The organism is Mycobacterium attenuatum (genome assembly GCF_900566085.1).
GTDB lineage: Bacteria > Actinomycetota > Actinomycetes > Mycobacteriales > Mycobacteriaceae > Mycobacterium > Mycobacterium attenuatum.
Window position 1 is genome coordinate 1 of record NZ_UPHT01000148.1, and the last position, 13234, is coordinate 13234.

Below are 13234 nucleotides of genomic sequence, written 5' to 3' on the forward strand. Positions count from 1 at the left end.
CCCACATTCCCATCACCCACACTCCCCAACCCAACATTGCCCACCCCCACATTCGCCAACCCCGCATTAAAAATGCTCACCCGACCCGGCGGGCTCAAGACGGCGGCCTGCGCGGCCGCGACCAATGCCTCACCGGCGGCGACGGGGTTCTGCGCGAACTGGATGAACGGCGTCAACGCCGACGCGGCCGCCGAAGCACCGGCGTGATACCCGAACATCGCCGCCACATCCTGGGCCCACATCTGCTCATAGACGGCCTCGACGGCGGCGATCGCGGGCGCGTTGAAGCCGAGCAGGTCGGAGGCAACCAGCGAAACCAGCTGAGAACGGTTGGCCCAAACCGCTGCCGGATGCACCGTGGCGGCGCGGGTTGCCTCGAACGCGGCCGCGGCGATCCGAGCCTGACCACCCGCCTGCGCCGCTTGCGCTCCCGCCGAGGACAACCATCCGAGATAGCTTCCGGCGACACTTGCCATCGCCGTCGCCGCCGGGCCCTGCCAGGAAGAACCCACCAGCTCCGAGGTCACTGACGAGAATGCGGTGGCCGCCGATCCCAGTTCACCGGCCAGCTGATCCCAGGCCGCCGCCGCGGCCAGCATCGGAGCCGCTCCGGCACCACCGAATATGCGGGCCGAATTGATCTCCGGTGGCGAGACCGAAAAATTCATCGCGGCAACCTTCCACGAGTGGCCCGAGCACCTGGGCCACCTATCGATCACTGCCTGCGACAATCCGGCGGTCACCGGGATTCAGCCGGTTGCCGTCAAGCGGATTTCCCGGTCAGCATACGGTGACCGGGGTCGTAATTTCGCATTTTCACCAAAAATGGACAGCGACAAATACGTATTCTTAGATAGCCCGATAATGTAAAGTTTCTGTACAGCCTCGAATAGCGCATACCCTCGTCATGCGTCCAGGCCGAATTAACGTCTCTGTCATTAGGTTTCTGGTCGGCACCATACCTGCGGTTTGACACCCAGCGCCCTGGCCCGAATCCACCACGTTGCCTCGATGGCCGCGGCGCCGATCACACCGATGCCCAGGGCCGTCGACGTCACAACGAGGTTCGACGGGTCCAGGAAGAACTTCTGCTGCGCCAGCGGCAGGCTGAAGATCACCACATAGGCAGCACCGGATGCCATGACCAGTCCCACCCGCCACCATTGGTAGGGGCGGGCTACCACCGCAAGCACCCAGAGCGCGGTGACCAGCAGCGTGATCAGGGCCGCGGTCGAGGCTTGCGTTCGGTCATGCCATGTCGAGTGGCGGCCGGGATAGGCGGCAAGGTAGGAGACGAACGTCGCCGTGCCCACAACAAGCCCGGAGGGCAGTGCGGACGTCAACACACGCCGAACGAAGCCGGGATACGCGCGCTCGGTGTTGGGTGCCAGCGACAGAATGAATGACGGAATGCCGATGGTGAACCACGCCGCGATGGTCACATGGATCGGCTGAAACGGGTACAGCAGCGGGTCGGCCCCGAGCGGTTTGGCAAGCAAGCACTCGATCCCCACCAGCAACGCCAACAGCGCCGAATACACCGTCTTTGCCAGGAACAGATTGGCCACCCGCTCGATATTGCCGATCACCCGGCGGCCTTCGCCCAGGACATAGGGCAGGGTGGCAAATCTGTTGTCCAGCAACACGATCTGCGCTACTGCACGAGAGGCGGGGCTACCGGCTCCCATCGCCACGCCGATATCGGCGTCCTTGAGAGCCAGCACATCGTTGACGCCGTCACCGGTCATCGCCACGGTATGCCCGTGCGACTGCAGGGCATGCACAATCGCGCGCTTCTGGTCGGGGCGCACCCTGCCGAACGCCGTGAAGGATTCCAGGGCGTCGGCCAATTCAGCCGGCTCCCTGGGTAGTTGGCGCGCATCCAGCACCTCGCCGCGCAGCCCGAGCTTGGCGGCGACCGCCCCGACCGACACGGCGTTGTCGCCGGAGATTACCTTGATAGAAATACCTTGGTCAGCAAAGTATTCGAGTGTTTGGTAGGCATCGGGACGGACCTTCTGCTCGAGCACCACCAGCGCGACCGGGGTGACCAGGCCGGGTGCGTCGGGGTGATCCACGGCGACGTCGCAAGCACCTAGCAGTAGCACCCGCAATCCCTGCCCCCCGAGGTGCTCTGCCCGCTCGGCGGCCGCCGACGCCGGCTCGAGTAGCACATCGGGCGCACCGATCACCCAGTTGCCGTGGTCGCGGTAGGAGGCACCGCTCCATTTGGTCGCGGACTTGAAAGATGCCGTGGCTGTGGAGATCCAGCCGGGCGGAGGGTCGCCGGCCTCGGCAATCGCCTGCATGCTGGCGTTGGGTCGGGCATCGGCAGCAGCCAAGGAAGCCAGCACGTCGGACACCCGGTCGTCAGCGGCGCCCAGCCGAATGACCTCGGCTACCCGCATGCCGCTTTCGGTCAAGGTGCCCGTCTTGTCGGCACACACCACGTCCACTCGGGCCAGTCCTTCGATGGCGGGCAATTCCTGTATCAGGCAACGTCGTTGGCCTAGCCGGATGACACCGACCGCGAACGCGATCGACGTCATCAGTACCAGACCTTCGGGCACCATCGGTACCAGCGCCCCCACCGTCCGCAACACCGAGTCCCGCCACCCCGCCTTCGTGGTGAACAGCTGCGTGTAGACGGTCAGCAGTCCGGCCGGGACCAACAGGTAGGTGATGAACTGCAGAATCCTGTTGATGCCGTTGCGCAGTTCGGATTTCACCAAAGTGAACTTGCTGGCCTCGGCGGCCAGCTTGGCCGCGTAGGCTTGGCGGCCCACCTTGGTGGCGCGGTAAGCTCCGGCGCCGGAGACGACGAAGCTGCCCGACATCACCGCGTCGCCGACGTCTTTGGCGATCGGGTCGGCCTCGCCGGTCAGCAGTGATTCGTCGACCTCGAGGTTCGAGTCTTCGACAACAACGCCGTCGACGACGATCTGGTCTCCCGGACCGAGTTCGATGATGTCGTCCAGCACAACTTCGTTCGGCAACCGGGTCTGAGTGCCAGATCGCCTGCGCACCAACGGTTTCGCTTGGCCCACGATTGCCAGGTTGTCCAGCGTCTGCTTTGCCCGGAGCTCCTGAATCATACCGATGATGCTGTTGGCGACGATCAGCAGACCGAATAGCCCGTTGATCACCGAGCCCGTCGCCAACACGATCAGAAGCAGCACGCCCAGAATTGCGTTGATCCGGGTGAACACATTGGCTCGGATGATCTGCGCGACGCTGCGGGTGGTCCGTTCCGGGACGTCGTTGCCCTTGCCCTCGGCCAGCCGTTGTGCCACTTCGGCATCGGTCAGGCCGGGCGCGGCACTCATCGGGCAAAGGTTCCCAGCTGGTTGGCGTCGTAATATTCGAGGTTCAGCGTGGCGACTGGGGAGCCGGCGAACACCGCCTTGGAAATCGATCCGGGTAAGGCGTTTTCGGTCGACAGGGGGAACGTGAAAGTGTCTCCGTCCCAATGGGTCAAAGCCAAAATCTGGTTCTTCGGTCCCAGCGACAGCTGCAGCTGGCCGTCATGCTCGGTCACGGTGGCCGGGCCCCAGTACTCGTTGGCATAGACCCCGACGTAGTCGCTGAGCGGCCGCGCGGGCGCGGGGCTGACCGGCGGTTGTTTGCCGACCAGCGAGCCTTCCGGATTATTCATCGGGGCAAGTTGCTGCTTGTACAGCGTCGCCCAATCCTGGCGCACCTGCCCGTACTGCACCAGGTCCATGAATTCGGCCGTCAGCGTTTCCGGCACCCCGTACGGTGCGGCATTGGTCAGGGCAATGATACCGAGGTCTTCAGAGGGCAGGACCGTGAAATTCGTGGCGGCCCCCAACCCGAAGCCGCCGGAGTGGCCGTACTGGGTGCGACCCGACGAGTTCACCGACACGTTGAACCCGTAGCCATAGGTGCCCGCTCGCGCCTTGGGCAACCGCGCGGGTGTCGAGATCACTTGTGGTGTGACGGCCGGCAGGAGCGCCTCCGCAGTGGCGATCTGCTGACCGTTGTAGGTGCCGCTGGCCAGCACCATGGTCAGCCAGCGCGTCATGTCGTTGAGCGAGGAGCTCACCCCGCCGGCGGGCGTTTGGGGATCGGGATCCCGTTGGTAGCGCGCCTCCCATTTGTCTCCGACCTTGATGTGGGTGACCGCGTGGTTGGGCCTGGCCAGAAAGTCGGCGAACCGCGAGCTGGTGGACCTCATTCCCAGCGGACGGTAGAGCACCTCGTCGGACAGGTCCGCCCATGACTTGCCGGCGGCGGCCGCGACCGCTTCGGCCGCCGCGGTCACCCCGAAGTTGGTGTAGGCGTAACTGATCCGAAATGGTGCCAATGGCAAGTACTTGAGCCGCTGCAGTACCTGCTGCCCGTCGTAACCCAGGTCCTCCAGTGGGTCACCGGCATGGTCGGGCAACCCGGAACGATGCGAGTACAGGTCCGCGATCGTCACATGGCTGGTGACGTAGGGATCGCCGAGTTCGAACCACGGCAGCTTGGAGACCACGGGCGTATCCCAGGTGACCACGTGGACGCCGACTTCGTGCGCCACCACCGTGGCACCGACCGACTTGGACACCGATGCCAGCTGGAACACGGTGTCGGCATCCACCTGGTTGTCCTGGCCATCGGTCTTGCTAGCATCCCTGATACCGAAACCCTTGGCGTACAACGTTTTTCCACCGTGGACAACGGCAACGGCCATGCCGGGGATGCCGCTGTTCTTCATCAGTTCGGCGACCAGAACGTCGAGCTTTGCCACCGCCTCGTCGATACGCCCGGCCGGAATGTCCACGCCGGAAACCTCATTGGGCGGAGCCTTCGACAGCGCGGACGCCGGGCCGGATGCCCGCTGCGCGGACCCGCAGGCCACCAACGCCAGCAACATCACCAGTAATGCGGCCGTTGCCGCACGTCTTGTCATCTTTAGTCAAGGGCACAGGTCGCCGAACCCCTCCCTTTACCCCTTTCACCTACGTGCGTGCGGGTTTCCGAACACGGCTTGCCGCGAGCAGCCAATATGTTGACAACGGTTTCGCGCATTAGCACCTGGAATGTTAGCGCGCGCGGGGTGCTGATCGCTCCGGTTGCTCGGGCCTTGACCCCGCGTGTTGGACACGCTTAATCCCGGTGTCAGACCGGCGGAAGCGAGATGATCCAACCCGATGGCAAAGAAGAATTACAGTAAAGAGTTCCGCCGCAACGCCGTTGAGCTGTACCGCGTCACCAAGGGTGCGACCGTAGCGGGATCGCCACCGCTCTCGGCATCGCGCACGGCTCGTTGTCCGCGTGGCTCAACGCCGCGGGCGTCCCCATCCGTCGACCCGGCACACCGGTGCCACCGCCGGGACCAGGTGAAGCGCCGGAGCAGCAAGCAGCCCGACTGCGGGCCGGAGGTGCACCAGCTGCGTGCGGAGAAAACCAAGCTCGAAACCGAGCGTGACATCCTGCGACCGGCGGCCAAATATTTCACCGCGGAGACAAACTGAAGGGATTGCGGCTATGCCGCAAGCATCGCACCACGATTCCCGAGCCCGCTGACACCGCGTCCACGGGCCTGCTCGATCGAGATTTCACCGCCACCGAGGCCAACACCAAGTATGTCGGCGACGTCACGTACCTGCCACGCGGACAGGGCCAGTTGTTGTACGTGGCGACAGTGATCGATTGCCGTTCCCGGCGCCTGGTGGGGTGGTCGATCGCCGAGCATCTGCGCACCGCGCTTGTCGAGGACGCACTCAAAGCTGCTGCGCTTGTGCGGGGCAGCCGCAATGGCGCCGTGTTTCACGCGGATCACCGAAGTCAGTACACCTCAAAGGATTTCGCAGGACTATGCGAACAGTTGGGTGTCACCCGATGGATAGGCGCGATCGGGAGCAGCGCCGGTCGTTCAACGCCACTCTCAAACGCGAGACACTACCGGGCGCGACGCGCTGGGGATCGCCCCGAGCGGCCCGCCTGGTGGTGTTCCGATGGATCACCCGATACAACACCAAACAGAGGCACTCGCACGGCAACTATCTCAGCCCTACCAGCTACGAAAACGCTCACACGACAGATGGCCTGGACCACGTCGCCTAACCACAAATCCCGTGTCCACTACATGGGGACAACGCCCTGTTCCTCAGCCATGCCAACTATCTCGGCTGGCCATCGGACCGAACCGCCGGTTCCCTTCTGCAGGCGCATGAGCGATGGAGTTCTAACCTGTGACTACACCATGAGCAGACGAAAGAGCCCGATCAGGCCGACCACAATGATCATCGCGCGCAATGCTTTCGGCGACAGCCGACGGCCATAACGGGCTCCGAGCGATCCTCCGAGCAGCGAACCTACCGCGATCGCCCCGGCAACCGGCCAGCTGATGCGATCGCAGGCAACAAGCGTATATCCGAACGCTGCAACAAGATTCACCACGAGACCCAGGACGTTCTTCGCCGCGTTCATACGCTGGACCGACTCCGGCAACACCGCGCCCATCAGGCCAACAAGCAGGATTCCCTGTGCGGCGGTGAAGTAGCCGCCGTATAGGCCGACGCCAAATGTGCCGAGGACCAGCGCGGCCATCCGACCCGTAGTGATGCGTTCGACCGAATCCCCCGCCCGCTCGGCTCGACGGCGCGCCCACGACTGAATCCCTGGCCCGATCGCTACCAGTAACAGAGCCAGCACCAGTAGCGCGGGCACGACCTTGCCAAACACATTCTCTGGCATATGCAAAAGCAGCAAAGCGCCCAAAGCCGCTCCAGTGAGGGAGGCTGGGATCTGCCAGCGCAACCGGTGCCACTGTCCGTGTAACTCGGCGCGATAACCCCAGCTGCCTGACATATGGCCGGCGACCAAACCGATCGTATTGGACATGGTGGACGTGACCGGCGGATAGCCGATAGCCACAAGCGTCGGGAAGGTGATCAAGGTGCCTGATCCGACCAATGCGTTGATTGCGCCGGCTCCGAAGCCAGCCAACCCGATCATGAGGATCTGCACGCCGGCCGCCGCAGGTATTTCCGGCGCTGCAATCACAAACGACATCTGGTACCTCTCACGCGAAGGGGCGGACGGCAGCTGATCTACTCAGGATGGGCGCCGCACCTGCGCGACATACCACCACGGCCGTTCGCCTGTTGCGGTGCGCGCGGGTGACTTCGATGGGCGTTTGGCGACAGGCAGCTTGCCATCGGTAGCCAGGACGTATCGCGCTGCCGTTGCCGCCGCGATGCGTCCGCCTACGCGGGTCGACCCGCAGCGCCGTTAATGCCGTTGGCGCCGGTCGCGCCCTGTTGGCCGGGGTTGCCGTCAGCTCCATCAATGCCGTCGATAGAAAGGAAATCCCCGAAACCGCTGCCACCCTTGCCGCCAATGCCAAAACCCCCGCCGGTTCCCGGAGTCCCGGCGTTTGCGCCCTGACCGCCGGCGCCGGAGCCTCCCGCATGGCCGAACAGTCCGCCGGCACCCGCGTCGCCGCCCATGCCGCCGTTGCCGCCATCGCCGGCAGCGCCGCCACGACCGCCATCGCCGCCTTGACCGCCAGAACCGCCCCTACCGACGGTGCCTTCGCCACTGCTAGAGCCATTTCCGCCGGTGCCGCCGGCGCCGCCCTGACCGCCCATAGCGCCGTTACCGCCGAACCCGCCTGACCCACCGAGACCACCGTCGCCGCCAATCCCAAAGAGCAGCCCGCCACGGCCACCCGCCCCCCCGGCGCCGCCGTGGCCACCGTTAACACCAGCGATGCCGGCGCCGCCGGTGCCTCCACGGCCACCTTCGCCGCCGATAGCGCCCGAATAATCAGAAGGAACGCCAGCCTTGCCGGCTCCGCCGTTGCCACCGGTGCCCCCGCTTCCGCCTCCGATGCCGCCGTCGCCGCCGGCGCCGCCTGCCCCTCCGATGCCAGGCCCGGCGGCGGTGGTGCCGGTTCCGCCGCCAGCTCCGCCAGTGCCAGATCCGCCGTTACCGCCGTTACCGCCGCGGGCGCCGCCTCCACCGACGCCACCGTTTCCACCTGCACCGCCTTCTCCCCGTCCGCCACCCATTCCGGCGTTAGCGCCGCCCTCACCATCACCGCCTGTGCCACCGACGCCGCCGTCGGTGCCGGCGGTTGCGCCGAAACCGCCGCCGCCTTGACCGCCGCTTCCGCCTTTAGCGTCACCACCCGGGCCGCCGCTGCCGTTTCCGCCCGCGCCCCCGGTGCCACCAGCCTGCGTGTCGTTGGTGCTATTGGTGCCGGGGATGCCATCTTGGCCATTCGGTGTGCCGTTGTTTCCTGGAGTGCCGTCAGTCGCGCGATCGGACGCGGCAAGTGGAGTGGGATTTTGGCCGTTGGCGCCGTTGGCGCCGGCTCCACCGGCACCTCCGGTGCCGCCGTTGCCGAAGAGCCATCCACCGACCCCGCCATTGCCACCGCTACCGCCGTTGGCGCCAGCTGAAGTGGCGACTCCACCGGCTCCACCATTGCCGCCGTTGCCGAAGAGCCAACCGCCCGCCCCGCCGTTGCCGCCGGCGCCGCCGACTCCGCCGGCGCCGCCAGAACCACCGTTACCGATCAAACCGGCGGCGCCACCGTGGCCGCCTGCCATTCCAGGTAGCCCGGCTCCACCATTGCCGCCGTTGCCGTAGAGCAACCCGCCAGGTGCCCCTGGCTGTCCAGGTAATCCGTCGGCGCCATTACCGATCAGTGGGCGCGCCAATAGAGTCTGTGTAGGAGCATTCAGCAGATTGAGCAAGCCGCTCAGCGGTGTAGCGTTTCCGGCATCTGCGCCTGCATATGCCACGGCGCTCGCAGTCAATGTCCGCACAAATTCATCATGAAACGCTGAAATTCGGGTGCTTAATTCTTGATATTCCCTGGCGTGCATGGAAAACAACGCTGCCACGGCCGCTGATACCTCATCGCCAGCGGCGGCCACCAGTCCTATGGTGGGAGCGGCGGCCGCCGAGTTCGCAGCGCCGATCGCTGAGCCGACGCCCGTCAAATCCGCTGCCGCCGATAGCAAGAGCATCGGATTCGCCCTCATCATGGACATAATTTTTCTTCAGAAGATCGCCGCCATCGGGTCGTCGCCAGGACCCCGGCACCCAACGCCCCCCTGTGTATCGAAGCCGGCCCGGTCGACTGCATCGTCGTTCCCCACCATGGCGACCGAGATTCCCGATGCCACCTTCGCCAGCCAAGCCCGCTCGACCGCCAGGCGATGCCGTGCCTGATGAGCACGTACCCCTGCGGCGTCTGGGTGGGCTTATCGATCACGTCGACCTGGCATCGTGTTTGCGGCGGCGAGGTGCCGGCGACCTCAGCGCCGCATCCGACGCAGCGCTCGTTCTCCACGATGGCGGCCCAGTGCTGTGCATAATCTCAGTCGCGTGAAGACATCGGCACGGTGACATCGCGGCCAATTCCAGTGACCGTAAAGGCCAGTTGTTCGTCATACACCTGGTCTTCATCGATAGCACCTCGTGGGATACACAGTCAGATACGGAATGCAGGGTTGGATATCGCAGCGTTGCAAAAATAACCCGCCAAAATTGTGCTGGTCATGCCTTGAGAAAGCATTGGACAACCATGAAATGCGCTGGTCGCCGGGGTACGGGGGCGCCCGCTTACGCCGCCTCGCCGAGGCTCATCCACAAATTCTGAGCATTGCTCTCGCTGAAGAGGTGCCCTCGAGAGCGGGCAGAGTCAGTGCGGGAAATCGGTTACAAACGTCTGAGCACTGCTCATGATGGCGCAATCTAGCCAAGCAAGACGTAACTCGAGAGCGGTGTCGCATTGTGTGAGAAACGTGTCGATTGAAACGGTGTTCCTGCGTTTTTGGCGTCAACAGATGGGATTGCTCGACTGCCGCGACCTCGGACCTACACATTCAAAGCCGCCACCACGGGTTGGATCGCAACGGCCCGGCCGGATCTACCCGCTGACCCGGCAGCGGAACCGCGACCTTGACCCGCTCGGACTCCGCAGCCGTCAGTAACCGCTCGACCGGTTCCGACCACGGGTGCGGAGCCAGCCGGAACGTGCCCCAGTGCACCGGCACCAACAGCCCCGCCCGGGAATCGGTCACGTCCAGATGCGCCCGGATCGCCTCTTCGGGGTTCATGTGGATATCCGGCCAGGCCGTGTTGTAGGCGCCGATCGGCATCAGCGTCAAGTCGAACGGCCCGTGGTCCACGCCGATCTGGGCGAAGCTCTTGGTGTAGCCGGTATCACCGCCGAAGTACGCGCGATGGCTGGGACCGATAAACGCCCATGACGCCCACAAGGTGTTATCCCGGCTCAGGAAGCGCCCCGAAAAGTGGCGTGCCGGCATGCAGACGATGGTGAGCTCGTCGACCTGTCCGCTTTCCTGCCAATCGAGTTCGACGATGCGCTGCTCGGGAATCCCCCACGACCGAAGGTGGGCGCCCACTCCGAGCGGCACGAAGAACGGTGCCCGCTGAGTGCGGGCCAAGGCGATGATGGTGTCGATGTCGAGGTGGTCGTAGTGGTCATGGCTGATTACCACGGCGTCGACGGCCGGCAGACCCTCCAATTGCACCGGCGGCGGATGCAGCCGCTGCGGCCCCACGATATCCGAGGGCGAGCAACGGTTGCTCCACACCGGATCGGTCAGCACCCGGTAACCGTCGATTTCCACCAGCGCCGTCGAGTGGCCGAACCAGCTGACGGCCAGCCGGCTGGCGTCACCTGTGTAGATCTCCGGTGGGGCCAACGGGATCGGCTTCGCGGGCCGGCTGCCACCGCGATTGCCTACGAACTCCCAGAGAATGAGCCGCAGTTCCTCCCGCCCCATGAGGTATACCGACGCCGGGTCGAGGTTGACGAAGCTGCCGTCTCGGTAATGCGGCGACCCCTCCGAGACAACGTGGATGTCCGCAGGGTTTGCCCCGAGCGCGGCCGGAGCCCCGTGCAGCGCTCGCACGAGCCAACCACCGGCCGCAAGCGAGGCTGTGCCAGCAGCCAATCGCAGCGCTCGGCGCACCACTATTCCCCCTGAAACCTCGGCGGCCGCTTCTCCACGCGGGCGACCTGTGCCTCGATAACATCCTGGCTGCCCCACGCCCGATCGAAAAGCTCCTTGTGCGCCGGCCACGGCTCCTCGATGGCACCGTCGTCGTTGAGCACCCGCTTGGCGTGCTGAATTGCCAGCGGCGCCAGGCCGGCGATCTCGGCGGCCCAGGCCTGCGCGTCGGCCAACGTCCCGATCCGATTGGCCATTCCGGTGTGCAGCGCCATCTCCGCGGTCAGCTTCTCCGCGGCCAGCAGCATCGCGCGGGCCCGTCCGTGACCGACCAGCGAGGAGAGCCGACGAATGCTCCAATTATCCAGTGCCAGGCCATATTTCGACGTCGGAAACTGAAAGAAAGCATCCGCAGCGACCACCCGCAGGTCGCATTGCATGGCCAGCTGCAGTCCCGCGCCGATAGCGGGGCCGTTGATGGCGCCGACCACCGGTATCAGGGTGGCGTCCATCACCCGGTGCAGCTCGACGAGCCGGTCGGGGTAGTCGGCGGCGAATGCGTCGCCGGACAGGTCCGCGCCAGCGCAGAACGCCGAGCCTTGTCCGGTGAGCACAATCGCCCGGATTGAGCCGTCACCGGCCTTGAGGAATGCCTCGCGCAGCTCCTCCACGAGCTGGGAGTTCAGGGCATTGCGGCGCTCCGGGCGCTGCAACTCGATTGTCAGCACGGCCTCGGCCTGGGTGATACCGATCATTGCGTCAGCCTATATAGCCTCATCGGGTGAGTCGTATCACGACCGACCAACTGCGCGATGCGGTGCTGGACGAGGACTCGTTCACCAGTTGGGACACCGAACCGCTGCCGGTGCCGGTATCGGAGCCCTACGCGCGTGATCTGGCGCGGGCCCGCGCCGCCACCGGCCGTGACGAATCGGTGCTCACCGGCGAAGGACGCATCTTCGGGCGCCGCGTCGCGGTGGTGGTGTGCGAATTCGAATTTCTCGCCGGATCGATTGGGGTGGCGGCGGCAGAGCGCATCACCGCCGCCGTCGAGCGCGCCACCGCCGAGCGCCTGCCGCTGCTGGCGTCGCCGTGTTCCGGCGGCACCAGGATGCAAGAGGGCACGGTCGCCTTCCTGCAGATGGTGAAGATCGCCGCGGCCGTCCGGCTTCACCAGCAGGCACACCTGCCCTATCTCGTCTACCTGCGCAATCCGACCACCGGCGGGGTGTTCGCGTCTTGGGGCTCGTTGGGCCATGTCACCGTCGCCGAACCGGGTGCCCTGATCGGTTTCCTGGGTCCGCGGGTGTACCAGCTGCTCTACGGCGAAACCTTCCCCGACGGTGTTCAGACCGCGGAGAATCTGCAGCTTCATGGCGTCATCGACGGTGTGGTTGCGCTGGGCCAGCTGCGGCCCATGGCGAATCGGGCGCTGACGGTGCTCACCGACGCTCCCGAGCCGCCGCCGGCGCCGGCGCCGACCAAGCCGGCACCCGACGTGCCGACCTGGAACTCGGTGGTGGCGTCGCGACGGCCCGACCGGCCGGGTGTGGCGCGGTTGTTACGCGATGGTGCATCCGACCGGGTGCTGCTCTCGGGTACCGGTTATGGCGAAGCGGCGACGACGCTGCTGGCACTGGCTCGCTTCTGCGGCCAGCCGGCGGTGGTGCTGGGCCAGCAGCGCGTCGTCGGGGGACTCGTCGGTCCGGCGTCGCTGCGTGAAGCCCGGCGAGGCATGGCGCTGGCCGCCGAGCTGCAGCTACCACTGGTGCTGATGATCGACACCGCCGGACCCGCGCTGTCGGCCGAAGCCGAGCAGGGCGGGCTGGCCGGCCAGATCGCCCAGAGCCTGGCCGACCTCGTCACGCTGGACACCCCGACGGTGTCGGTGCTGCTGGGCCAGGGCAGCGGTGGGCCGGCGCTGGCGATGGTGCCCGCCGACCGGGTGCTGGCCGCACTGCACGGCTGGCTGGCGCCGCTGCCGCCGGAGGGTGCCAGCGCGATCGTATTCCGCGACACCGCCCATGCCGCCGAGCTGGCTGCGGCCCAGGGCGTCCGGTCGGCGGACCTGCTGGCCGCCGGGATTGTCGACGTCGTCGTACCCGAGTATCCCGACGCCGCAGACGAGCCGGTCGAGTTCGCCCAACGGCTGGCGCACGCCATCGCGACCGAGATCCACGCGCTGCGGTCGGTTCCCGACACCGAACGCATGGCGGCCCGGTTGGCACGCTATCGCGGCATCGGGTTGCCTCGAGACACCTAGATCCACCTAGACCCGCGCCGGGACC

General features: G+C 65.7%; 8 protein-coding genes and 1 pseudogene. 2 read left to right on the top strand and 7 right to left on the bottom strand.

Features of this window, described 5'->3' with window-relative positions; genetic code table 11:
• The 3 genes from EET13_RS23270 to EET13_RS23285 all read right to left on the bottom strand — a co-directional run.
• Positions 1–668: PPE family protein (locus tag EET13_RS23270; protein WP_136623235.1), on the bottom strand; the 668-nt coding region annotated here is incomplete at its 3' end.
• Between the two features lie 270 nt (positions 669–938).
• Positions 939–3326, bottom strand: a complete 2388-nt coding sequence (locus EET13_RS23280; protein WP_122444481.1) for a cation-translocating P-type ATPase — start codon at positions 3324–3326, stop codon at positions 939–941.
• The gene (locus EET13_RS23285) at positions 3323–4915 is read right to left on the bottom strand and encodes a serine hydrolase (protein ID WP_168990869.1); all 1593 of its coding nucleotides are present in this window, start codon (positions 4913–4915) and stop codon (positions 3323–3325) included. Before EET13_RS23285 ends, EET13_RS23280 begins: the two co-directional genes overlap by 4 nt.
• A gap of 241 nt (positions 4916–5156) precedes the next feature.
• Between EET13_RS23285 and EET13_RS23290 the strand changes: the two are divergent.
• Positions 5157–6072, top strand: a pseudogene (locus EET13_RS23290) (IS3 family transposase).
• A 132-nt stretch (positions 6073–6204) separates the two neighbouring features.
• Here EET13_RS23290 and EET13_RS23295 read toward each other — a convergent pair.
• The 4 genes from EET13_RS23295 to EET13_RS23310 form a co-directional block, all read right to left on the bottom strand.
• A complete protein-coding gene (locus EET13_RS23295; protein ID WP_122444482.1) occupies positions 6205–7023 on the bottom strand; it encodes a sulfite exporter TauE/SafE family protein in 819 nt (272 codons plus the stop codon).
• Between the two features lie 194 nt (positions 7024–7217).
• Entirely contained in the window at positions 7218–9014 is a 1797-nt protein-coding gene (locus tag EET13_RS32955; protein ID WP_122444483.1) for a PE family protein, read from the bottom strand.
• Between the two features lie 837 nt (positions 9015–9851).
• Positions 9852–10970, bottom strand: coding sequence for an MBL fold metallo-hydrolase (locus tag EET13_RS23305; protein WP_122444484.1), 1119 nt, complete (start codon positions 10968–10970; stop codon positions 9852–9854).
• Positions 10970–11701: an enoyl-CoA hydratase gene (locus EET13_RS23310; protein WP_122444485.1), complete on the bottom strand. Its 732-nt coding sequence runs from the start codon at positions 11699–11701 to the stop codon at positions 10970–10972. The genes EET13_RS23305 and EET13_RS23310 overlap by 1 nt, the downstream gene beginning before the upstream one ends.
• Before the next feature lie 26 nt (positions 11702–11727).
• Between EET13_RS23310 and EET13_RS23315 the strand changes: the two genes are divergently transcribed.
• Positions 11728–13209 (top strand): acetyl-coenzyme A carboxylase carboxyl transferase subunits beta/alpha, encoded by a 1482-nt coding sequence (locus EET13_RS23315; RefSeq protein ID WP_122444486.1) that lies wholly within the window; start codon positions 11728–11730, stop codon positions 13207–13209.
• The last annotated feature ends 25 nt before the right edge of the window (positions 13210–13234 follow it).